The 24,325-nt window shown below is 60.1% G+C and carries 16 protein-coding genes; 5 read left to right on the top strand and 11 right to left on the bottom strand.

The window, feature by feature from the left end; genetic code table 11:
* Positions 1-61: 61 nt before the first annotated feature.
* The 8 genes from AB5Z05_RS00225 to AB5Z05_RS00190 form a co-directional block, all read right to left on the bottom strand.
* On the bottom strand, positions 62-1,060 hold the full coding sequence (locus AB5Z05_RS00225) for a diguanylate cyclase (RefSeq protein ID WP_368149827.1): 999 nt from the start codon (positions 1,058-1,060) through the stop codon (positions 62-64).
* Positions 1,061-1,679: 619 nt separating this feature from the next.
* Positions 1,680-2,777 carry a hypothetical protein gene (locus AB5Z05_RS00220; RefSeq protein ID WP_368149826.1) on the bottom strand — a complete coding sequence of 366 codons (1,098 nt, stop codon included), beginning with the start codon at positions 2,775-2,777 and terminating at the stop codon, positions 1,680-1,682.
* Between the two features lie 45 nt (positions 2,778-2,822).
* Positions 2,823-4,892 (bottom strand): exodeoxyribonuclease V subunit alpha, encoded by a 2,070-nt coding sequence (gene recD / locus AB5Z05_RS00215; protein WP_368149825.1) that lies wholly within the window; start codon positions 4,890-4,892, stop codon positions 2,823-2,825.
* Positions 4,889-8,488: an exodeoxyribonuclease V subunit beta gene (recB, locus tag AB5Z05_RS00210; protein WP_368149824.1), complete on the bottom strand. Its 3,600-nt coding sequence runs from the start codon at positions 8,486-8,488 to the stop codon at positions 4,889-4,891. Before recB ends, recD begins: the two co-directional genes overlap by 4 nt.
* Positions 8,488-11,841 carry an exodeoxyribonuclease V subunit gamma gene (gene recC, locus AB5Z05_RS00205; protein WP_368149823.1) on the bottom strand — a complete coding sequence of 1,118 codons (3,354 nt, stop codon included), beginning with the start codon at positions 11,839-11,841 and terminating at the stop codon, positions 8,488-8,490. Before recC ends, recB begins: the two co-directional genes overlap by 1 nt.
* 258 nt (positions 11,842-12,099) lie before the next feature.
* Positions 12,100-12,492 (bottom strand): DoxX family protein, encoded by a 393-nt coding sequence (locus AB5Z05_RS00200; protein WP_005342720.1) that lies wholly within the window; start codon positions 12,490-12,492, stop codon positions 12,100-12,102.
* Between the two features lie 39 nt (positions 12,493-12,531).
* Positions 12,532-13,218 carry a pirin family protein gene (locus tag AB5Z05_RS00195; RefSeq protein WP_005336514.1) on the bottom strand — a complete coding sequence of 229 codons (687 nt, stop codon included), beginning with the start codon at positions 13,216-13,218 and terminating at the stop codon, positions 12,532-12,534.
* 30 nt (positions 13,219-13,248) lie between these two features.
* Positions 13,249-13,581: a hypothetical protein gene (locus AB5Z05_RS00190; RefSeq protein WP_013723379.1), complete on the bottom strand. Its 333-nt coding sequence runs from the start codon at positions 13,579-13,581 to the stop codon at positions 13,249-13,251.
* A 258-nt stretch (positions 13,582-13,839) separates the two neighbouring features.
* On the opposite strand from AB5Z05_RS00190, the gene AB5Z05_RS00185 reads away from it, so the two are divergent.
* Positions 13,840-14,754, top strand: a complete 915-nt coding sequence (locus AB5Z05_RS00185; protein ID WP_231720059.1) for a LysR family transcriptional regulator — start codon at positions 13,840-13,842, stop codon at positions 14,752-14,754.
* Between the two features lie 99 nt (positions 14,755-14,853).
* A complete protein-coding gene (locus AB5Z05_RS00180; protein ID WP_005355310.1) occupies positions 14,854-15,273 on the top strand; it encodes a hypothetical protein in 420 nt (139 codons plus the stop codon).
* 93 nt (positions 15,274-15,366) lie between these two features.
* Here AB5Z05_RS00180 and AB5Z05_RS00175 read toward each other — a convergent pair whose 3' ends face one another.
* On the bottom strand, positions 15,367-17,361 hold the full coding sequence (locus AB5Z05_RS00175) for a methyl-accepting chemotaxis protein (protein WP_368149822.1): 1,995 nt from the start codon (positions 17,359-17,361) through the stop codon (positions 15,367-15,369).
* A 192-nt stretch (positions 17,362-17,553) separates the two neighbouring features.
* Entirely contained in the window at positions 17,554-17,904 is a 351-nt protein-coding gene (locus AB5Z05_RS00170; RefSeq protein ID WP_368149821.1) for a hypothetical protein, read from the bottom strand.
* A 199-nt stretch (positions 17,905-18,103) separates the two neighbouring features.
* Between AB5Z05_RS00170 and AB5Z05_RS00165 the strand changes: the two genes are divergently transcribed.
* From AB5Z05_RS00165 to AB5Z05_RS00155, 3 genes are all read left to right on the top strand, one after another.
* Positions 18,104-18,826: a response regulator gene (locus tag AB5Z05_RS00165; RefSeq protein ID WP_005336534.1), complete on the top strand. Its 723-nt coding sequence runs from the start codon at positions 18,104-18,106 to the stop codon at positions 18,824-18,826.
* A 33-nt stretch (positions 18,827-18,859) separates the two neighbouring features.
* A complete protein-coding gene (locus AB5Z05_RS00160; protein WP_021231762.1) occupies positions 18,860-20,221 on the top strand; it encodes an ATP-binding protein in 1,362 nt (453 codons plus the stop codon).
* Positions 20,222-20,361: 140 nt separating this feature from the next.
* On the top strand, positions 20,362-21,750 hold the full coding sequence (locus AB5Z05_RS00155; RefSeq protein WP_368149820.1) for a transporter substrate-binding domain-containing protein: 1,389 nt from the start codon (positions 20,362-20,364) through the stop codon (positions 21,748-21,750).
* Between the two features lie 67 nt (positions 21,751-21,817).
* On the opposite strand, the gene AB5Z05_RS00150 is transcribed toward AB5Z05_RS00155, so the two are convergent.
* Positions 21,818-23,770 carry a ligand-gated channel protein gene (locus tag AB5Z05_RS00150; protein WP_368149819.1) on the bottom strand — a complete coding sequence of 651 codons (1,953 nt, stop codon included), beginning with the start codon at positions 23,768-23,770 and terminating at the stop codon, positions 21,818-21,820.
* Positions 23,771-24,325 lie beyond the last annotated feature (555 nt).

The following is a 24,325-nucleotide window of genomic DNA, read 5'->3' as shown; positions in this document are numbered from 1 at the left end:
AAAGGGCCGCAGGTTTCAAACCTGCGGCCCTTTTTACTGCTCTTTTTCCGTGCCCTGCGCGTTAGCAGATCTGGTCTTTACCCAGCTGCTTGGCCTGATAGAGCGCCCGATCGGCGCGCACCATCAGGCTCTCCTTCTGCTCATCCTGCTGATACTCCGCCAGCCCGAAGCTCATGGTAGCGGGCGCGTGCGGGCAGATGGGCTCGCTCGCCATCAATGCCTGAAACTTGCTCGCCACCACCAGCGCATCCTCGCGGCCGGTGTTGGGCAACAACACCATAAACTCGTCACCGCCCCAGCGGGCCAGCAGATCGATCTCGCGGATATGGCGGCGCACCAGCGCCACTATGTTGATCAGGGTCTGATCCCCGGCGTTGTGGCCATAGCTGTCGTTGATCTGCTTGAAGTTGTCCACATCCATGGCGATCACCGTAAACGGCTGATGGAAGCGGCGCGCCCGCTCGCACTCCAGCTGCAACGCCCGCTCCAGCCGATAGCGGCTGGCGGCGCCAGTCAGGGCATCGGTCTCTGCCAGCAGACGGTTCTCCTCGGCTTTCTGTTGCAGCGCCTCGTTGAGTCGCACCAGCTCGGCGGTACGCTCGGCAACCTGCTGCTCCAGCGAGTGATTGCGCCGCTCCAGCTGCTCCAGCAACAGCTTGCTGGCGTGGATATCGCGATGGGCGCCGATCATCCGCGCCACAGACCCGTCGGGATTGCGCTCAATGATGCGGCCGCAATCCTCAATCCAGAGGTAACTGCCATCGCGGCAGCGGCAACGGTACTCGGCACGATACTCATGGGCGCTGCCGCTCAGACAGAGATCGAACTTCGCCATCACAGCCGCCAGATCGTCGGGGTGGATCACGTTCTCCCAGGTGAAGACGGTATTGCCGAGGGAGTGAGGCTCGTAACCCAGCATCCGGTACCAGCCAGGGTTGCGATAGACAAAACCGGTATTGGCATGCCAATCCCAGATGCCATCGCTGATCACCTCCAGAATGCCATGCACCACGGCCTCGCTGACATCCGAGATCCTGATCGTGTCACTGTCCTGCACCATAGCAGTTATCCTTGTTCTTCCGCCCCGCGCCACCACGGGGAATCGCGCTGTTGTCGTGAGGCGCTACCTTGGCATATTGCAACAGATCTGTCAGCCAGAACCCCACCGCACCTGCGTTTCCCCGGTTATCGGCCACTCACGGCGCAGGCTGAGTCAGGGTGGCCATAAGTGTGGCTCAAGTGCGCCCCATTTACCGGATTTAACTCACGATTCAGTCATTTGGGGGATGGAATAATCGGGCGGAGCAAGAGGGGTGACCAAGTGCAGCATATTGTGCCAACCCTCTCCCAGAGGGAGAGGGGATAAAACGGTACCGGAAATATGATCGCCAGCCACGTAGGTTCGATTAGCAAAGCGTAATCGGACAGCGGTAACGGCATTGTTCCCTTCTCCCGTTTATTAAAAAAGGAGGAGAAGGGTCGGGGATGAGGGGAAGGAAAAAAGAGATTTCGCGGTAAACGTTGGACTTCGCTACGCTCAACCACAACCTACACAATCGGTCGGTTGGTGCTGTGCCTGCGAAGCCCAACATATAAGATTGATGAGAAATGGCATTCATAAATTATTGAATGTAAGTAGCAGCCATAGCATCTCATAATAACAAATTACCACAATATATTTAAGACTCGAACATCCTCATAAAGTTAAACCTAGACTTTCCTTTGACTGGTCTCAAATCAACAACACTTCTATATAAAAGACTATTCTCAACCCCAATAGCATGTACGCTTTCATCATCAACAAAATAATTATACTGGGCTATCCCCTGATTACTGAATACTTCAGGAGACAAAGGATATGTCGCATATGGATTGTGAAATACATATAGCCCATCAACAATTTTTTCATGATACTCCCTCAGGTCTTGTGACCTCTTCTCCGGAGAACCATATTGATCTATAGACCAAACGGTGTCGACCTTACAGCCACTAAAAAAATTATGCTTCATAGCGCTTAACTTTCCCCATGTTGCAGTACAGGAGAAAATTACAGCACTAACATCTTTCATCCGATCATTAGTGAATAATCCCAGCTGAATCTCAGCACCATTCTCCTTCTCTATAAAACCAAGTTTTTTAACAGGAGGTCCTTTTGGGTAGTTACCTGGATTATCTAAATATTCATCCTCATCAACATAATGATCATACAGAACAGAGCATATTGGTCTCGTATATTGCAAGTTAAACCAAGGCTGCTCAAATGGAGCAGCAGCTATTACAAATGGCTTCCCTTTTACATGTTCGAGATTTTTATATTTATTAACATACAGTCGATATTTAGATAATATTGAGTTAGACAGTCTAACCATTGCTTCGTGATTTATTTTCTTGAACCTCTTGATGGACTCCATAGATTCTTTTGTAAAAGTTTTTTCCCACTCTTTTGCCTTGCCATCTGCAGAGTTAGAAACAACAGCTTCTACTATAAATTCACAATATCCTTTAGCTAAGTGGAAATCAGGAGATGGATTCTGCCACTTGATAGAGAACCCTAACTCCTTAAAAACTCTATATAAATATACTTCCCAAAATGTTGAGTTAAATGTTGTCTGGAACTCTTTAACTATTTTTCCATCTCGGTCTATAAATCCATCAGCCCATTGAGAGAATATTTGTCTCTCTAAATGATAAGCATCATGTAAAACTGACTTAAAATTAACATGCTGTTTTTCATCAGGAACAATTATCTTGAAAAAATCCATTTTTCCCTTCTCCATAAAAAACACACGGTAAAATCTAAAATTCCTAACTATAAACTGAAATCAATTATTCACCCCCAACCTCTCCGCCAATCCGGAATAACGCTCGGTCTTTTTCCGTACCGCTTGGGCCAGCAGGGCGCGATCGCCGTAGAGATCGAGCCGTGCCTTGGCGCGGGTAATGCCGGTATAGACCAGCTCGCGGGTCAGCAGCGGGCTGGGGCTGTCGGGCAGCACCAGCACGGTATGGGCAAACTCCGAACCCTGGGATTTGTGGATGGTCATGGCATAGACGGTCTCGTGGGGCGGCAGCCGACTGGGCAACAGGGCGCGCAAGGTGCCGTCCGGCTGCTCAAACCATACCTTCAACCGGCCAGTTTCATCGGGCAGGCAGAGCCCCATATCGCCGTTGTAGAGGCCGACGCCATGGTCGTTGCGCACCACCATCACCGGACGACCGGCATACCAGTCGCCATCGCGGGCAATCAGGCCAGCCCGTGACAGGGCCAGTTCGAGCCGCTCGTTAAGCCCCAGCACCCCGAACGGGCCGTCGCGCAGTGCGCAGAGGATCTGGAAGCTGTTGAATGCCTTGAATACGGCGGCAGGCGCTTCCCCCGTGCGGGCCGCCTTCAGATAGCTGCCGTAACCGGCTACCCCCTGGGCAATCAGGGCGTCGTAGGCCTCCCCCGCCCATGGGTGCAGGCTGATATCGGCGAATCCTGCGCCCCAGACTGATTCCACCGCCGTGGCATCGCCGCTATTGCAGGCGCGCGCCAGCTGGCCGATGCCGGAGTGCTGATCAAAGCGCCAGCTCTTGGCCAGCAAACAGAGGCTGTCGCGCACCGGTGCCCCCGCGGGCGAGCCCTGCAAGCGGTAGCCAGTCTGGCGGGAGAGCCAGTCCGCCTGCGCGGGGCTGATGCCCTGTTCGATAAAGCTGCAGATATCGCCGAGTACGGCCCCCGCCTCCACCGAGGCGAGCTGATCCTTGTCGCCGAGCAGGATCAGGCGGGCGTGACTTGGCAGTGCATCGAGCAGACGCGCCATCATCGGCAAATCGACCATGGAGGCCTCATCCACCACCAGCAAGTCGAGGTGCAGCGGGTTGCCCGCATGGTGGCGGAACTGACTGCGCCCCGGAATGACCCCGAGCAGCCGATGCAGAGTGCCCGCCTCGGTGGGGATCGCCTCGACCCACTCGGGGGGCAGATCGAGGGCCTGCAGGGCAGAGCCGATACTCTCGGTCAGGCGCGCCGCCGCCTTGCCGGTGGGGGCCACCAGCCGGATCGCCGGGGCCTTGCCCGCTTGCAGGCCGGTCTCCACCAGAATGGCGAGCAGTTTGGCGACCGTGGTGGTCTTGCCGGTGCCGGGGCCGCCGGAGATCACCGCAAAGGGGCGCGCTGCCGCGGTGGCAGCAGCCAGTTTCTGGCCGTTGCAGCAGAGCGCCTCGGGCACCAGCGTATCCAGCTTGCTCAAGTCGCTCGCCGCCTGGGCACTGGCCAGCAGCGCCTCGATGGCGGGCCAATCCACCTCGCTCGGGAACACCAGATCCAGATACTTCTCGATAAAGTGGCGGGTAGAGAAGTCGGGGGCGAGGCGGGCCTTGAGCAGCGCCGCGAACACCAGCCCGTAGTCGCGGGCAAACAGCCGCGACAGGGCGGGAGCAATCTCCGGCCATTCGGCTCGTTCACTCAAAGCGCGCAGATGGCGGGCTACCCCCAGTTCAAAATCGTGGTAACGGGTGAGATAGAGCCGACCGTGCCACAGCCGCAGCGGCCAGCGCGGGGCGAGCCCCTCATCCTGCTCGGTTCCAACCAAGGGACTAGCCGCAAACAGAGCGGGCCAGCGGGCAGGATCCGCCAGATCAGCCAACAGATCCCGGCTCTGCTGGGGATCCAGCCCGAACGGGCGCAGGGATCCGGCGATGAGCATCTCCAGCGGCAAACAGACATGGCCACGCCCCAGCTCGAAGCAGGCGAGCGCCGCCCCCAGCACCAGCTCGGGGCTGCCGCCAAGGTCGGCCACCAGCCGGGCAAATTGCAGATCCAGCTGGCGGATGCGGCCAGCCAGCGCCAGTGTTTTCAACCGTTCAACCATCATTGCGCTGGTCGCGGTGCTGATCATGGTGCCGCTCATGCCTCTACCTCGTTAAATGCTTGGGATCCCGCTGCTGGCAGCTCACTGCCTTCGCGAAACAACTTATCCAGCCCCAGCACCAGTTCACGGCTCGGGCGGGTATGGAAAATGCCCCCCTGCGGCATGCCGCGCAGGAACAGATAGAAAACGCCGCCAAAATGCTGCTCGAAGTCGTAGCCCGGCAGGCGCAGGGTGAGCAGCCGGTGCAGCGCCAACGAGTAGAGCTGGTATTGCAGGTCGTAGCGGTGCTCGGCCATCGCCCGCTCCAGCGCCGGACGGCTGTAATCGGCGGGGCTCATGCCGAGGTGGTTCGATTTGTAGTCGAGCAGATACCAGCGCCCCTGCCACTCGAACACCAGATCGATAAAGCCCTTGAGCATCCCCTGCACAGTGGCAAAGCTGAGCGGCTTGTTGCTCCGCGACAACGGGTCGTGCTGCTGGCATAGCGCAGTCAGCGCCGGGGCCGTCACCCGCCCCATGGGCAGGAAGAACTCCAGCTCCACCTGTTTGCGCTCGGGGGCCAGATCCCGCAGCCGCACCGGTTCGCCAAAGCCGGTATCGAGCGGGGTATTCAGCACCGCCTCCACCTGCTGTTGCAGCACGGGGGCCCAACTCTCGTCGAAGCCGTCTTGCAGCAACAAGCTGGCGATATGCTCTGCCAGCGGCTCGCCAGCGGCACTTTGAAAGTCGATGGTCTCGAACAGGCTGTGCAGCAGGGTGCCGGGGCGCGCCCCTTTCGGGAAGGTGAAGATGGAGGGTTGTAGCTCGTCCTCTTCGTGTACAACAGCCGCCTCGGCAACGACCTCCACATCGAAGCCGGGATTGGCAAGCACGCCCTTGCTGTGACCGTGGCCCTGCGCAGCCAGCCCGGAGTAGGAGCTGATCCACCAATCCCGTTCAAGGGAACCTGTAAAATGGCGCACCTGCGGCTCGCCCAACTGCTCCTCCTCTGGCGGCAGCGGGGCCGGACGGGTGAGCGAGGGCTCACCGACGGCCACTCCGGGCAGCGCCTGCGCCAGCTCGGTCAGCGCGGTCGCCAGCGTCTGTGCATCCCCCTCTTCGCCCTTTTGCAGCAGGTAGCCGATGGCGGTGTGGTGCAGGTCGGTCTTCTCCGACTTGCCCGCCCCCGCCCGCACCGGTGCCAACCCCAGCCAGGTGGCGTAGACGCCCCGGGTCAGCGCCACATAGAGCAGTCGCAAATCTTCGGCAAGGCGCTCCCTGTCCGCTTCGGCGAGCGACGAGTCGGCGCCGGTCAGATCGAGAATGGTGCGATTGCCCGCCTCATCCGCCTCGTGATAGAGCGGGGTCTCGGCGGTTCTGTGGCTGCAGATAAAGGGCAGGAACACCAGCGGGTACTCCAGCCCCTTGGATTTGTGGATGGTGACGATCTGCACCAGCTTGCGCTCGGATTCGAGGCGCAGTACCTGCTCCGCATCCTGCCCGTTGGGGCGGCTCACCGCCTCCCCCAACCAGCGCAGCAGGGCATATTCGCCATCCAGCTCGCTGCTCACCTGTTGCAGCAGCTCGCCAAGATGGAGGAAGTTGGTCAGCCGCCGCTCGCCATAGGGGCTCGCCAAAAGCGAAGAGGCGAGATTGCGCCGGTGCAGCAGGGCCCGCAGCATGGCCAGCACGCCACGGCGGTGCCAGATCTTGCGGTACTCCATAAACTCCTGCACCGCGCTCTCCCACGCCCGCTCGTCGCTGGCCAACCCATCGAGCGCCTTGGCATCGAGATCAAACAACCCGGTGGCGAGCGCCGCCCGCAGGCTGCGCTCCTCGCTCGGGTTCTGGCAGGCGTGCAAAATCAGCAAAATCTCCCGCGCCTCCACCTGTTCCAGCACGCTCTCGCGGTTTGACAGATAGACGGAGGCGATGGCGAGGCGCGCCAGCTCCTGCTGCACCAGCTTGCCCTCGGCGCCGGTGCGCACCAGCACGGCGATATCCCCGGCCTTCACCGCTTTGTCGCCGATCAGCGCCTTGCCCTCGCGGGCCAGGGTCAGCAGGCGGTGGATCTCGGCGGCGGTGGCGCGCGCCATCTTGCTCTGGTAATCCCCCCGATTGAAGGTGGGCTGGCCGCTCAGCTGCCAGCAGTGAAGCACAGGGGCAGTGGCGCCATCGAGCAGCAGCGCCTTGCTCTTGCCCTGTGCCTCCACCGGCAGGAAGGGGATATCCGCTTCGTAGATAAAGGGATCCTTGGCCCGCTCGAACAGGCCGTTGACCGCCCCCACCAACGCACTGCTGGAGCGCCAGTTGCGCCCGAGGGTGTAGTGGGCGCTCACATTTCGCCGCGCCTGAATGTAGGTAAAGATGTCGGCGCCGCGAAAGCCGTAGATGGCCTGCTTGGGGTCACCGATCATCAACAGCGCCGTGTCTGTGTGGCCGCCGTAAAGCCGATGGAAGATGCGGTACTGCTGGGGATCGGTATCCTGAAATTCATCGATCATCGCCACCCGGTAGGTGGCGCGAATCCGCTCGCAGAGCCGCTCGCCAAGGCTTGAGCCGAGCGCCCCGTCGAGATCTTTGAGCAGGTCATCGAACGAGAGCTGATGGGCCTGCCGCTTGCTGGCCTGCATCCGGCTACGCACTACTTTGGCCGCCCGTTGCAGGATGAGATCCCGAATACCGGGGCGGCTGGCCAGAAGCTCGTCGATCTGGCTGAACAGCGGCAGGGTCGGCACCGCTCCCCCCTTCTTGAGGTTCTCCTCCAGCACCGTCTGGCCAAAGCGCTCCAGCTCCTTGGGGATGGCGTAGCCACTGGCCTCGTCCTGCGCCCAGTCGGCTATCTTGGCAAGCCACCCTTCGTAGTTCTTGCCGGTGTAGCGGCTGATCTGGCCGTCGGTCTGGCGGCGGATCTCGTCCGTCTGCGCCAGCCACTCGCTCTTCACTGCCGCGATGCGGCTCATGGCCGCCTGATGGCGGGCGGCAAGGGTCTCATCCCCCAGCGCGGGGTGGATCTCCAGCTCGCTGTTGTCGAGCCAGCTGCCCATCTCCCGCAGCAGGGCGGCGGGGCTCGGCCAGAGCGCGCGCACCGCGCTGGCGAGGGCTTTATCCACCGGATAGAACTCGGATCGCCAGTAGTCGCTCACCGCCTGCAGCCTGAGCTGGCTGTCGTCGGTGAGAAATTCGGTTTCAAAGAGGGCACCCGACTCGAAGGCGTTCTGTTTCAGCATCCGCTGGCAGAAGCCGTGGATGGTAAAGACCGCCGCCTCGTCCATCTGCCGCTCGGCGGCCAGCAGGCGGCGGGCCGCCAGTTCGTGATCCGCCACCTCTGCCAGCAGTTGGGCCAGCAGGGCATCATTGCTATGGCCGCGCATAAAGGCGAGGCGCGCCTCGTGGATGCGACCGCGGATCCGCCCGCGCAGCTCGGCGGTGGCCGCTTCGGTAAAGGTCACCACCAAAATTTCGGTCACTGACAACGGCCGCTCGTGGGCGCTCGGCTGACCGGCATCGGCCCCCTCTTCAATGAGCGGGCCGTGGCCCAGCAGCAGGCGCAGGTAGAGGCCAGCGATGGTGTAGGTCTTGCCGGTACCGGCGGAGGCTTCGATCAGTCGTTCACCATGGAGGGGAAAACGCAGGGTATTGAGCGGGTTAGCCATTATTTCAGCTCCTCCAGGGTCTTGAGCAGCGGGGTCAGGTGTTCGCGGGCCAGCGCCTGCAACTGACCCAGCACCTCGTCATCGAGTTCGGGGAAGCAGCGGGCGACGTAAACGTCTTGCCCCTCCCCATTGATCATCCAGCCGCCGTTGAAACGGGTGAGGGCCGCCTTGTCGGCCGCCTCCGGCTTGTCGGGATCCTTCTCGATCGCCTTGAGCCAATCCCAGGCAGTGTTGGGGAAAAACGGCAGCGGCCGCTTCATCCCCTGCGCCCAACAGGCCACCAGCGCCGCCAGCTTGGGCCGCGCCTCGTCGGCAGAGAGCTTGGGCAGTCGCAGACTCTGTTTGGCATCGAACAGCAGGGTGTCGCCGGGGGCGCCACTCAATGAGAGGCAGAGGTGCTGGATCCAGCCCAGCAGCAGATCCTTGCCGTTGAAGCTGCCGGGTTTGACCACCAGCAAGCGCCCCTTCTGAGTGTCGATCCACCCTTGCAGCTGGCCCTGAGTGAGGGAGATATCGATCTCCACCGCCTGCTTTTCTGACTCATTGGCAGCAACCCATGGCCGCAGCCGATCCGCAAGCTTGCCCATCTCGGCATCCAGATCGTCCAGCAGCAGGCTGCCGAACCACCCTTGCGGCAGCAGGCCGGTGAGCTGCAACCGCTCGCGCCGCTCGGTACTTTCACCTTCCGCCAGATGGGCATCGAGCAGCAGATCTTTCAGCTGATAATGTTGCAGGCCATCCAGCTCGAACGGCTCGCTGTCCTCGATATTGGCTTCGTTCAGCTCAAACCACACCTTGAGACGGCGGTTGAGGAAATATTTGGTGGGCTGGCGATAGAAGCGCAGCAGCTCCGCCAGCTCCAGCCCCTGCTCCTTGCCCCATTCAGGTGGGAGAGGCAGCTCGCCGCTCTGGAAGTTGGCCGCGCCACGCACCGGATTGAGAGCGGGCAGCCAGTCGGCGGCATAGGTAAAGAGGCGTGAACCCGCCTCCGGGTAGAAGTAGTTGCGGCTGTAGGGGGTGAGCGGATGCGCCACCATCAGGTGGTTGAGCAGCCGCTTGCCGGAGGTTTCGTCGTCGAGATCCTCATCCCCCGCCAGCACAAAGCCCTGCCGCACATAGTCGATCAGCTCCGCCAGCAGCACCGACGGCACCTTGTCGCTGTTGTCCTGCGCGCTGAAGCCCTGATAGCTGATATAGAGCCCCTGCTGGGCACTCAGCAGCGCCTCGAGGAAGAGGTAGCGGTCATCATCGCGTCGGGAGCGATCCCCGCGCCGTGATGCTACCGCCATCAGGTCGAATCCCATGGGGGCCAGGGTACGCGGGTAGACGCCGTCGTTCATGCCGAGCAGGCAGACCTGCTTGAAGGGGATGGAGCGCATCGGCATCAGGGTGCAGAAGTTGACCTGACCGGCGAGGAAGCGCTGGCTGGATCGGGACTCCCCCAGCACGCTGCCGAGGTAATCCTGCAGCAGGTCGGCGGTAATGGGCTGCTCGAAGCGAGCCTCGCCGAGCCGGGTCTGCCACTCGACCAGCTGGCTGCGAATAAGCTGAAGCTGACGCTCTTCATCCTCGTCAGCCAGATAGAAGCGCTCCAGCAGCGCCAGCAGGCAGGCGTTCCAATCGGCCAGCGGCTGTGCCTGTTGCAGGCGGGGCAGGAATTCGGCCAGCGAATCGACGAACCAGGCGAGCTTGCCGAGCGCCAGCCCCTGCTGCCCCTCGATATCGGCATAGGGCAAAATGCCCGCCACCGGCTCGCCATCCCCCATGGCAAAGCCGAGCAGCATGCGGCGCAGGCCGAACAGCCAGCTGTTGCCGGACATGGGCGGCAGATCGAACCGGACAGGGTAACCGTCATCCAGCCCCCAGCGGATGCCGGTCTCCTGCACCCAGACCCGCAGCTGGTTGAACTCGTCGTCATCCAGCTCGAAACGGCGCAGCACGGCGGGCACCTCGAGAATGGCGAGCAGCTCCCCTGCCCCGAAGCGAGCGTTGGGCAGCCTGAGCAGGGCGAGGAAGCTTTGCAGCAGCGGGCTCTCCTGACTCGCCGCCCGATCCGATACCGCAAACGGGATCTGGCCCCGTGCACCAAACACCGCCTGAATATAGGGGCCGTAGCTGTTCACATCCGGCATCATCACCACCACATCTTTCGGGGTGAGGGCGGGATCCTGCTCGAACAGCGCCAGCAGCCGGTCGTGCAGCACCTCGAGTTCACGCATCGGGCCGTGGCAGGCGTGGATCTGCAGTGACCCATCCGCCGGATCGATGGGGCTCTTGTGGTGGCTGCTGTCGAGATCGAACTGACCGGCGCCCCGTTCGGCCAGCTCCAGCACATCCTTCTGGATGGCGCGCAGCAGGCTGACATTGCCCCTGGCGTCTACCTCGTCGATATCGACGAAGGCCTCGATTTGCGGCACCTCCAGCTCCATCAGCTGATGCAGGTAGTCGCGCCCCAGCTTGCCCATGGAGGCGAGCAGCGGGTTGGCGGGGCCCTGCAATGTCTCGATATCGGTGCCGGGTTTGAGCTTGTTCTCCAGCCGAGCCAGGGTCTTGCGATCCAGCAGATCCCCCCAGTAGTAGCGGCAGGGGTTGGTGACGAACAGGTGCACCTCCACCTCCGGCCGACTGCCGAGGGCCAGCAGCGCCTCCACATAGCGCGGCGGCAGCGCCGAAATGCCGAACACGAAGACCCGCTGCGGCAGCTTGCCCGGCAGATCGGCAGTACGCGCCAGCTCGTGGATAAACTCCTCGTAGAGGTTGGCGCGGTGGTAACCGCTCGGAGAGAGCGCCAGGGTGCGGGCCACCAGCTCGCGCCACAGCTCCGGCTGCCAATCCTGACCACTCACCCCGGCCAGCTCCTGACTCAATCCTTCCCCCTCTTCCCAGCGGGCGATCCAGTCCGGCCGGTAGACCAGATACTGGTCAAAGAGATCCGCCACCTTCTGGCAGAGCTGCCACAGCCGCACCTGCTCGGGATCCTTGGCAGGATCCTCCTCATCTCCCCCGCCCAGATAGGCGGCGAGCGGGGCAAAGGCGGGGCGATCCAGCAAGGCGGGCAGAATGGTCATCAGCTGCCAGCTCATGGAGCCCTTGTTGTAGGGGCTCTGGCGCGGTACATCCGCCAGCACCCGGGTGAACATCTCCCAGATAAAGCTGGCAGGCAGCGGAAAGTCGATATTGGCGGCGATGCCGAACGCTTTGGCCAGCTCCAGCTTGAGCCACTGGGCCATGCCCGGACTCTGCACCAGGATCTGCTCCCGATCGAAGGGGTGAGAGAGGGGGGCCTGCCGGATGCGGCTCACCAGCAGTTCTTTGAGCAGATCCAGCTGATTGGAGTGGTAGAGGGTAAACATGAGCAATTCCCGCCTGTGGATGAGAGGGGGCGAGGGAAAAGGCGAGCCATTTCCGTCACTTCACAAGAGAGGGAATTGTCGGGGATCGAGGGGGAAGATGCAAAAGGCTCTTGTGGCCAGCAGGCGGGCAAACCGCTGAATCATGAGGGGCGCCGCAGATTTGTGCCGTCACCTCACCTACCCGGAAAACGCAGACAGAAAAAAGCCGGTGCAGTTGCACCGGCCAAAAGGCATTGGAAAACTTTACTCTTCAAGGCATTACCAGTTTTTGCCGAGACGGGCATCCAGACTGAAAGCCCCTGCTCCGGCCGCCGCCAGCGCCAGGAAACCACCGGCAACGGAGACGTTCTTCATAAACATCAGCATCTGCATCTGTTCGGCAGGCTGATAGTGGAAAATAAAGGCAGCCATCAGGGTGAAACCGGCCAGCAGCACGGAGAGGCTGCGGGTAAAGAGACCCAGCACGACGGCAAGGCCACCGCCCAGCTCAAGCAGGATCACCAACGGCAACATAAAGCCGGGTACACCCATCGCTTCCATATAGCCCTGAGTACCGGCATAGCCGCCGATCTTGCTCCAGCCCGCCATTACGAACATCAGCGCCAGCAGTACACGACCCGCCAGCAGCGCTACATCTTTCATCTTGTCCATTTCATATTCCTCGTTTGTGTCACATCACCGCTGACTGCTTCAGGGTAGGTCAAATAACAGAGCTTGGCTGGCACTGGTCGCAACCAGCTCCCACCGGTATTCATCACGACTGAGTACCCCGTCGCCGGGTCGGGCAGCCAGACCGTTTGCGGTCAACTCCCCTGAAATCATCTGCAGGTAACCGTGTCGGCCAGCCAGTGCCCATTCGAGCGTCTCGCCCGGGGCCAGTTCCAGCCGCCATACGCGGGCCTGTTGGCGGATCCGCAGCGATCCCGCCTCGCCATCCGGTGACGCCACCAGCGTCATGCCCGGTCTGGACTCGATCTTTTTCTGCTGATATCCGGGTGGCGTGCCGAACTCGTTCGGCTCGATCCAGATCTGCAACAGGGAGAGAGGATCCGTCTGCGAGGGGTTGTACTCACTGTGGCGGATCCCGCTGCCTGCGCTCATCAGCTGGAAATCCCCTGCCGGGATCTGCTCGGCATGGCCGAGGCTGTCCTTGTGCTCTATGGTGCCTTGCAACACGCAGGTGAGGATCTCCATATTGGCGTGAGGGTGGGTGGCGAATCCGCCACCCGGCGCAACCAGATCCTGATTGATCACCCGCAGTACCGAGTGTCCCATCCACTCCGGGTCATAGTAGTGACCGAAGGAGAAACTGTGGCGCGCGTCCAGCCAGCCAAAGTTGGCCTTGCCCCGCGCTTCTGCGGCTCTCAATTGCATCATGGTCTGTTCCTCACCTACCGGGACGGTTGATTAACGCTGTTTGCCGCTACCGATACCGAACGGAATACGGTATTCGCTGCTCTGGTCAGCCAGGCTGACGGTCAGGTTGCCCTGGGTACGGCTCGGGATCCGCACCTGCTGGGTGCCTGTCAGATTGGCGTGGACTGATGCCAGCAGATCGCCAGACTCGTCACGCACTTCCAGCATCGGATTGGCTTTGCCATCCATTGCGGCAGTGGCGTTCCAGTTCACAAACAGCACGCCGGGCATGGCATTGAAGTCAGCCGGTACGGAAGCTTGGGCGAAACCAGTGGTCATCAGGCCTGCAACAGCCAGCATCTTGATTACGTTTTTCATGTTCATTCACTCTCTTGTTTTATATGTCATTGCCAAGGCCTTTTCGGCCAGAATCAATGCATCCATGCAAGAGGTTATTCAAATAGTGTGTTGTTCTTTCACCGACGTCAGACAGACCGATTTGGTGTGTCACAGTGCGGAACTACCCGCATATTTGGCCGCTCGACGTTCCTGCCTAAGCGTTGATTGAATATTAAAGTGACATGACCTAACTTGTTAGCGAGATAAACTGGCAAACATATTCAAAAAAATTGAAGGTGAGGAATGGCCAAGGAATCGAACAAGGAACGGGCGCTGACCCTGGAGGCAATCCGGGTGCTGGACGCCATCGACCGCCGTGGCAGCTTCGCGGCGGCGGCCGACGAGCTGGGCAAGGTGCCCTCGGCATTGAGCTATACGGTGCAAAAGCTGGAAGACGAACTGGATGCCATGCTGTTTGACCGCAGCGGCCACCGCACCAAATTTACCCCGGCGGGACGCATGCTGCTGGAGCGCGGCCGGGTGCTACTGGAGGCAGCCGAACATCTGGTGGGCGAGACCCGGGCGCTAGCCCGTGGCTGGGAGACCGACATCACCATCGCCGTTGATGCGCTGGTCCCGGTGCAGGCCCTCTACCCATTGGTGGAGAAGCTGGCCGAGCAGACCGATACCCGACTGCGGCTGCGGGCCGAGGTGCTGGCGGGTAGCTGGGAGTGTCTGGAAGATGGTCGCGCCGACCTGCTTATCTCCTCCATCAACCCGGACATCATGATGACCGGCATCAAGCATCAGGTGATCAAGGACGAGGTGATGCTCTACGTCGCCCATCCCGATCATCCGCTGCATCAGGAACCCGAACCCTTGGCCGACGAGACCCTGCGCCGCTACCGCGCCATCGCGGTCGCTGATACCGCCCTGCGCAAACCGGTACTTACCTACCGCCTGCTGGACAAGCAGCCGCGCCTCACTGTCAGCACCATGACGGAGAAACGGGATGCCCTGCTGGCAGGAATCGGGGTCGGCACCATGCCACAGAGCTGGATTGAGGAGGACATCCGGGCCGGACAGCTCAAGGTGATCAGCCCCGAATATCGCCATCAGTTGCAAGTAGTGCTGGCCTGGCGGCGAGACACCATGGGCAAGGCCAAAAGCTGGCTGGTGCGGGAGATACCAAAACTGTTTGCAGCTGGTGAGAAATGAGACCCAGTTAACAGAAATGTTAATTGCGTGCCTCACTTGACACCCAATATCTTTGCTGATTTCATAGCCGCCTCATTGAACCCATGGAAGCTGTAGAAAATGAAAAAGAGTTTGCTGGTAGCCCTCACCACCCTGCCCCTGTTTGCCAATGCCGGCCTGATGGATTCGCTGACCGACAGCGTCACCAGCAGCGTCAAGGATGCAGCTAATACCGCCGTATCAGGTGCAGTGGACAGCGCATCCAACGAAGCCATCAAGAAGGCACTGGATATCAAGGAAGGCGGCTCCAACAAGCAGGCTATTAAAGAGAAGCTGGGCGCTCCTGCCACCACCAAGACCGAATCCGGTCTGGAAGTGTGGACCTATGATCTGGATGCCCTGAACAAGGCCTCTCCGCTGCTGGCAGAAACCACCAAAACCCTGCTGAAAGATACCGACGCAGCCAAGAAAAACGTGGTCATCAAGTTCGAAGGCGAAACCGTCAAGAAAGTAGAGCTGACCGACAAGGCTCAGGGCTAAGTTCGCTCGTCCGGTGGAGTGGGCTGAACACCCGCATCGGCACAGATAGCAAGAGGGGGAGCACCGGGCTCCCCCTCTTTCATTATCGGTTTGTTACACCTTGAAGCGATGCACCAACGCCACCAACTGGCGATTGGACTCCAGCAGGGTGGCCGAACTCTGTTCGGTATTCTGACCGTTATCCACCAGCAGATTGACCATGTCGCGGATAGTGACCATGTTGCGGTTGATCTCTTCGGTCACTCGACTCTGCTCCTCTGCCGCAGTCGCAATCTGGGTACCCAGATCGTTGATCTGCACCACGGCATCCGCCATCTTGTCGAGCCCGCCGGTCACCTGCTCGGTATTCTCGGTCGCCGCCTGACAGCTCTGCTTGGTGTGCTCCATGGCCACCACGGCTTCGGCCACCCCCTGCGTCAACCGGGAGAGCATGCTCCCCACCTCGGCAGTGCTATTCTGGGTTCTCGCCGCCAGTGCGCGCACCTCATCAGCAACCACGGCAAAACCACGGCCCTGCTCACCGGCCCGCGCCGCCTCGATGGCCGCGTTGAGTGCCAACAGGTTGGTCTGGGCAGCAATATCGCCGATCACGCTGAGTACACTGCTGATCTGACGAGCATCTTCCTGCATCCCCAATACCTTGGTCGCAGCAAGATCCACTTCATCGATCAGCGCCGCCACACTGGCAGAGGCCTGACCCACTACCTGACGGGACTGAATCGCCTGACCATTGGCAGACTCGGTAAAGCTGGCGGAATCGCTCGCGTGGTGCGCCACACTGTCGGCAGTGGAGCTGAGCTCGGTCAGGGCTGTCACTATCTGATCGGTCTCGGCAGCATGCTCACCTAGAATACGTCTGGCCTGCCCCGTCTGCTGATCCAGCTGGGCCAATTCACGGGTAATCAACTCTGTGGTCTCGGTCACCTGCACCATCATTTGCTGCAGATAGGCGATAAAGCGGTTCACCGATTGGGCGATATGGTCCAACTCATCGCGCCCCTTGACCCGGATCCGGGCAGTCAGATCAGCATCTCCGGCCGAGAGCGCATCGATGTTCTGCTTGAGGGTGTCGAGTCGACTGCCCAGCTGCTTGATGGCCATCAACATCAGCGCAAACAGCAGCACCACTAGCGGTAGCTGGATCGCTGCCAGCGTCTTGAGCACCTCCTGACTGTCGTGGGTCAGGGTGCTGGTCGGCAGCGCCGCCGCCAACAGCCAGGGGGTTCCTTCGATGGGTTGCATCAGCAATGTCTGCTCTTCACCCAGATCCTGAAAGGTAGTGCGCTGCAACGCTGCGCCATTACCCGGCCCCAGCAGGCTGGCGATGGCGCTGGCAAAGGGATAGTCCCCGTGAGATGAGAGGTTGCCCAGCACCACATCCCCGCTCAAACGACCATTCTTGCTGAGGATCTTGCCGTCGGCCTCGACGATCATCACCTGACCACCGATCTCCTGCTCTTTTTTGGCGACCAGATCATTGAAGAAACCCAGCGTCACATCGATGGTGGACACCCCGTAGAGGGAGCCATCACGGTAGATCCCCATGGCGCAGTTGGTTCGCGGTTGCTGACTGGCACCGTCCTTGTAAGCCGCCGCCCAGACACACATGCCTTTCGCCGCCTGCTGCCCGGCTCTGTGCCAGGGCTGCTCGAAATAGTTGGGTGCCTCGGCCGAGTTCCAGTAGGTGTTGGGGATCAGCTGGTTGGCACCATCCCGATGAAAGAAGGTACTGAACTTGATGCGACCAGCTTCCCGCTGATCCGGCATCGGCCAGATGCCGCCACCAAACACCATGGCATTGCCATATTGATCGATCAGAGCAGGGAGAACAGCATCGATTTGCTCACTCGGCAGTTGGGCAACCAGCTGAGTGATACTGCGTGACTGGCTCTGCACCCCGTTGAGCTGATCGCGAATGTCGGTCGCAATCTCGCTGACCCGCAGCACCAGATTCTGCTCACCCGCCCGTTGCAGCTCGGGTTTGACCCATAACTGGATGCCGATTATGGTCAGCACACAGACCGCTACCATGAATCCCAGAAAAACGGCGGTATATCGCCCCTTGATTGTCCCCAGATCCCAACCCATACCCTCTCCTGTTTTCGGCCACTGCTAACTGCAGCTTGTTATATGAGCGGGCATTATCTTGCAATTCGCTCACGGCGCGTTTGCCATCGCTCACATAAGCGACAGTAAGATAAGGATTCGAGCGAAAATGGATCGATACGATCACAAAAAGGGTGGCCTCGGCCACCCTTGGGTTGATAACAGCTGGCGTTGTTACTGGTTCGCTTCGGCGAACTGCTTCATCGCTTCGGCGTGCTTGGTCATGCTGGCGGCACGCTCGTTGAGCTTCTTGATAAACTCCGCCTTCTTGGCAGGATCCTCGATGCGATCATAACGTTGCTGCAAGTTGGCCTGGATCTGCTCCGGGGTCATGTTCTGCATGCGGGCCATCTTGTCGTGGCGACCACCGTGGTGTTTGCCACCCATCATGCCGCCGCCGTCCATCGGGCAATCCACCATGGCACCGGGCTGGCCAGTGGGGGCTGCTTCACTGGCTGCATAGGCACCCAGCGGCAGGCCAAGGATCAGGGTAGCGGTCAGCAGGGTTTTGGTCAGCTTTTTCATGGTCTATCTCCTGTAGGGATGATTCTGGTTCGGCGCTCTTGCCTTGCCCTCAAGTAAACACCCTATCGGTGTCTGAACTTTGCCAGCATCGCCCTTTTTTGTAGCAGAGTGTGGCATCGTGCGGATCTGGCACACTTTGACACAAACCGCCGGGCGGATTTTCGTATACTCGTGCCAACGCCAAGCAGGGGAGGTATTCATGAACCAGGGCAACACCCACATTCTGGTGGTCGACGATCACAGCGAGATCCGCGATCTCTTGAAGCGCTTTCTGGAACAGCACGGCCTGCGGGTCAGCTGCGCCCGGGATGGCAAGGAGATGAAGCGGCTGCTGGAGGAGCGGGAGTTCGACCTGCTGGTGCTGGATCTGATGATGCCGGGTGAAGATGGCCTGACCCTCTGCCGCGAGCTGCGGGTCAAATCGAACCTGCCCATCATCATGCTGACTGCCATGGGGGAAGAGACCGACCGCATCATAGGGCTGGAGATGGGCGCCGATGACTATCTGGCCAAGCCCTTCAACCCGCGCGAGCTGCTGGCGCGCATCAAGGCGGTGATGCGCCGCACCCAGGCCGAGACCCAACCCGCCGCCGAAACCCTGACCCGGGATCTGCGCTTCGATCGCTGGTTGCTCGACGTCAATCGCCGGGAGCTGGTCGATGAGGATGGGGTGGGCCTGAGCCTCTCCACCGCCGAGTTCGATCTGCTCAAGGTGTTTCTGGAACGCCCGCAGCGAGTGCTGAGCCGGGATCAACTGCTGGACCTGGCCCGTGGCCGCGAGGCGGTAGCATTCGATCGCGCCATCGATACTCTGGTGAGCCGGCTGCGCCGCAAGCTGGAGCGGGATCCCAAGAATCCGGAGCTGATCAAGACCATCTGGGGTGGCGGCTATATGTTCTCCGCCGACGTGACGCAGGTTTAAGCAGTGGGCACCTTGCGACGACTGTGGGCGCGGATGTGGCCCAAGGGGCTGACCGGCCAGATCATTCTGGTGGCGCTGGCAGGGTTGATCCTGATCCAGCTGCTCAGCATCCAGATCTACCGCACGGATCGGGAGGAGGCGCTCGGCTTCGTCAACAGCCGCAACGCCATGCAGCGGATCATCTCTGTGGTCAGACTGCTCTCCCTCTCTCCCCCGTCCCTCTATGACGAGATCCTCAAAGCGAGCCGCAGCGAGACCCTGCTGCTGCGCCTCTCCGACGAACCGCTGCAACCGGATAACCGCAGCCCCCGCTTCGAGCAGCTGGTGCGCTCGCGCCTCAACTACCCCCCCGGCCTCACCGTCGAGATCAGTGCCGAGCTGAAAGAGGATACTCAGCGCAGCAAGGCGTGGGAACATCATGCCCGCATGATGCGGGATCGCAAGGGCCCTCCGCCGCCGCGGGATATGCGGCTCTATGGCTCCATCGAACTGCCGCAGGGGGGCTGGCTGCAGTTCAGCTCGCTGGTCGACAAGGAGGCTGGCAGCTGGTCGTGGCAGACCACCCTCAACCTGATGCTGGTCGCCAGTCTGGTGATCGGGCTGATGGTGCTGCTGTTTCGCCGTGCCACCCGCCCGCTCAAGCAGCTGGCAGGCAATGCGGAGCGGCTAGGACGGGGCGAGGATATCGAACCCTTGAAAGAGGAGGGGCCGACCGAGATCCGCGAATCGATTCAGGCCTTCAACCGGATGCACACCCGGCTCGACCGCTTCGTGCAGGACAGAACCCGGATGCTGGCGGCCATCTCCCACGATCTGCGCACCCCCATCACCAGCCTGCGGCTGCGCACCGAGTTTCTGGCCGATGGCGAGGACAAGGAGCGCATCCAGCAGACCCTGCAACAGATGGAGCAGATGCTGGCGGCCACCCTCAGCTTTGCCCGTGAGGAGGGGCAGCAGGAGGCCACTCGCGAGCTGGATCTGGTCAGCCTGCTGGTCAGCCTGTGCGATGACTATGCCGATACCGGCCAGCCGGTCACCTGTCTGGCGGAGGGCAAAGAGGTCTACGCCTGTCGGGCCAACACCCTGCGCCGGGTGCTGCAGAATCTGATCGGCAATGCCATCAAATATGCCGGCAGCGCCGAAGTGTCGCTTGAGCGGCGCAAGGAGGAGCTGTTGATCCGGGTCTGTGATAACGGGCCGGGGATCGATCCGGCGCGGCTCGAGGATGTGTTCAAGCCATTCGTGCGGCTCGATGAAGCGCGAAACACCGAGTCCGGCAGTGTCGGGTTGGGGCTCTCCATCGCCCGCACCCTGGTCCATCAGCACGGCGGCGAGCTGACCCTGCTCAATCGGCCACAGGGGGGACTGGAGGCGCGGATCAGCCTGCCGCTGTAAGTAGTTACTCTATCCGCCAGCCTTGTCATGGCGCCGTTTGCATCATGCAAACTTCATCATTTGAGCGCTTGTTCTTCGATCAGAAAGACGGTGATAATCGGTGACCACGGGACAGTATACGACAACGGATTGGAGCAAGGATGGCCTCTTCCAGGACAGGAGTCATAGTCAGTATCGGGTGGGGGCTCCTGCTGCTCGCCCTTGCCCTACCGGTCTGGGCCAAAGCCCCGGAAGAGCCGATCATCATTACCAACTCCAAAGCCTGGCAGCCCTTCTCCTATATCAATGAGTCGGGCCAGCCGGATGGCCTGCTGATAGATTTGTGGCGTGAATATGCCAGGGTCACCGGCCAGAAGATCGAGTTCAGGCTGGTCGACTGGCAAGGCTCCCTCGACCTGCTCCATGAGGGGAAAGCGGACGTTCACGCCGGACTGCTCTGGTCACCGGAGCGGGACAAACTGTTCGACTATGGCCGGCCTCTCGCCCAGCTCGACTCCCAACTCTTCTTCTCGAGCGAATTGCGCGGCACCGATGTACATTACTACCTGCTCCATGAAACGGTCGGAGTGGTAGCCGGTGGCTACGAGGAGTATTACGCCAGACGCTACTTCCCTGGTACCAGACTGCAAACCTTCGACGACAATGACACCCTGCTGGCGGCGGCCTTTCGGGGCGACATAAAGGCCTTTATCGCCGATCTGCAGGTCGCCAACTTCTACATCTATACCTCCGACGATCCCACCCGCTTTATTCCGGTTCGCCACCTCTATACCGACCAGATCCGCTTTGCAGTGAGAAAGGGCGACCTTGCCCTGTTAAACCGGCTGGAAGAGGGATTCGCCAAGTTAAAAGAGAGCGATCGGGAGCGGATCATCCGCAAATGGATGCATGTCGAAACCGTCTACCCCATCCATCTCGGTCCTTGGCTACTGTTTGCCGGAGTGTTAATCATGGTGGCCTACATAGTACAACTGCGCCGCGCCGTTGCCAGCCGCACCACCGAGTTGAGCCGCGCCAACGCCAGACTGGAGAAACAAGCCAGTACCGACCCCCTGACCGGCCTGCTCAACCGACGGGCATTCATGCCCGCCATGGAGCAACGACTGGCAAGCGGGGCTCCCTGTGCTCTGCTGCTGTTCGATGTGGATCACTTCAAGGAGACCAATGACCGCTTTGGTCATGGCATCGGGGATCTGTTGCTGGAAAAGCTGGCCACGACTGTGATCAACCTGTTGCCCGAAGAGGCTCTGCTGGCCCGCATCGGCGGCGAAGAGTTCTGCCTGCTGCTACCGCTGGCCACATTGGCAGAGACAGAAGAGTGGGCCGAGCGTATCTGCCTGGAGATCAACCGGCAAACCCTGCACACCAGCAGCGGCGAGATGACCCTCTCCATCAGCACCGGGGCAGTCTGGGTCGCCGCAGATAGGCAGGCTGATGCCGACCAGCTACTACGGCAGGCTGACGCCCTCATGTATCAGGCCAAGGGACGGGGGCGCAATACCTGGCAAGCCGCCCCCTATCAGGCATAGTCCCCTGACGGACGCGCAATAAAAACGGCCGCCATCGGAAGATGGCGGCCGCATGACTGGTTCCCTATCAGAAGTTGTAGGTCACGCCCAGGTTGTAGCGGCGACCATCCAGCACAGTGCCATAGCTGCTGTAATCCACCGTCTTGTCGAACAGGTTGTAGACCCCTGCGGTCAGATCCAGATGCTTGTTGGCCTTGTAGACCAGGCCCATGTCAAAGAAGGTATAGGAAGGGGTCCCCTCTGCCATCTTGACCCGGCTCAGGTACTCGGAGGTCTCGCCACGGAAGTTGACCCGTGACCAGAGGCTCAGCTGCTCGGTGGTCTGCCACTCTACGCTGCCGTTGAACATGTGGCGGGGCATCTGGTTGAGGGCATGACCCGCCAGCGGACCGCTCTTCTGTTCGGACTGGGTAAAGGTGTAGCTGGAGCTGACCGACCAATCCTCATTGATGGCCCAATCCATCATCCCCTCGACACCGCGCATGTTCGCCTTGTCGACGTTGACCCGATCACTGATGAAGTCATAGCTGTGACCATTGAGGGTACAGGCGGGATCGCTCTTGCTGGTGCAACGACGCACTTCGGATATCTTGTTCTTGAAGTCGGTGTTGAACAGGGTAACCCCGGCGTTGAAGCCCTGATGACCGTTCCACAGCAGGCCGATCTCTTCACTCACGCTGGTCTCGGGTTTGAGGTCCGGGTTACCGACCAGCATGCCATCCAGGCTGCCACCACCGGTGACCTGACCCCAGTTGGCCGCCGACATTCGCAAGTCAGGAGAGCGGTAACCGGTCGATACGCCTCCTTTCAGGGTCCAGCTATCATCCAGATGCCAAACGCCGTAGAGGCGCGGGCTCCAGTGAGAGCCGTAATTCTGATCCCGATCCATGCGGGCGCCACCGGTCAGGGCAAAGCTGTCAGTGAGTGACCACTCATCCTCGACAAACATCGCCCAACTCCAGCGGGTCAGCTGCTCGGCAGGGTTGGCCACTTTCAGGGTATTGCCCTGATCGTGCAGATCCTCATAGCGATACTGACCACCGACGCTCAGGTAGTGATCACCCAGAATAAACTGGGTATGGGTATCGGCGATGGTGTTGGTGAGCTCCATCTTGCGGCCGGGGTTGGTGTTGGTCTCCTGCTGCAGATAGCTGCTGGAAGAGCCGAAATCATACTGACCATCATGGGTCAGCGCATAGTTGGTGCGCTCGTAGCGGTTAAGGCTATCTTTCGCCTTGGCAGCCAGCGAATTGCCGGCCGTGCGATCCCGATCCTGCAGACTACGACTGGCTTCCAGATCGAAGCGGTTATGATCATCAGGCTTGAAGCTAAGCACCGCCGTGCCACTGCGAGTCTCCTGCTCGGCAAAACCCTGGATAAATTTGTCTTCACCACGATGGGCGAGCTGACCATTGAAACGCAGGCCCAACACGCCATCGATCAGTGAACCTGCGGTATAGGCATCGGTCTGGAAGCTGTTGCCGGCATCCTTGTTCTCCTGGAAGGTCGAATCCGCATGAACCGAGCCCTGCCAGGCCAGGCCGGTGGTCTTGCGGGTAATCACGTTAATCACGCCCCCCATGGCATCGGAACCATAACGGGATGACATGGGGCCACGGACGACCTCAATGCGCTCAATCGCCTGCAGTGGCGGCAACCAGCCCTGCTCGATACCCGGACCATCGCTGTTCGGGCGAGTGCCACGGCTATCCACCTTCTTGCCATCAACAAGCATCAGAGTGTATTTCGACCCCATACCGCGAATGCTGATATCACTGCTGCTGCCACCGCCAGTCACCACAACACCGGGCACATCCTTCAGGGCATCGGTCACATCGCGATATGCCCGCTTTTCCAGCTGCTCACGGGTAATCACGGAGATGGAGGCGGCAGAGTCTTCAATCTTCTGCTGGAAGCCGGAAGCGGTGACGACCATCACCTCTTGTTCGGCAGCATAGGCCTGGGTCGCAAGAAGGGAGCAGATCAACAAGGCAAGCTTGTTCGGTTTCACTGTTGTCATGTTTTAGCCTGAACGTTTTTAGTAGGAAGGTGGCGTATTCCCTTACTTCATTCGTTACAACGCCCTGGCATCCGGCCAGACGCAGTATTAGAAAAGGCTCATTTGAAAAGCACTTTATTAATCAGCCCGCATTGTAACGACCCCGCCTCGATCATTCAAACAACAATCATTATCATTTGATTCGTGTGGTATTCCTGCCGCAGAATCGCTAATTCTTGATAAGAGACTGTTTTAATGGAATAAATCCATAAGCAAAAAAGGGGATTACACAAACAAGTGGAAGCGATGGCGTACCGTTGCAAGATGGCCTGATTTAATCCTCAAGCTCTATCAGCTCGCAGCGGAACATCATCGCGGTGGGACGTCGGCAGCTCACCAGCAGACTAAAAGCACCATAGCCCAGTCGTCAGACTGGGCTATGTGTTGGTTCTGGTGTGCAAATATAGGGGAGGCTCTGGGCAAATCGCCCATAGCAAAAAGGCCTTCCCAATCGGGAAGGCCTTCAAATTAGTGGCGGAGCGGACGGGACTCGAACCCGCGACCCCCGGCGTGACA

Origin of the sequence: Aeromonas sp. R2-4, assembly GCF_040908365.1 — a bacterium.
GTDB lineage: Bacteria > Pseudomonadota > Gammaproteobacteria > Enterobacterales > Aeromonadaceae > Aeromonas > Aeromonas veronii.
Note: the sequence above shows the minus strand (reverse complement) of the source record. Positions and strands in the feature narration are given on the sequence as shown.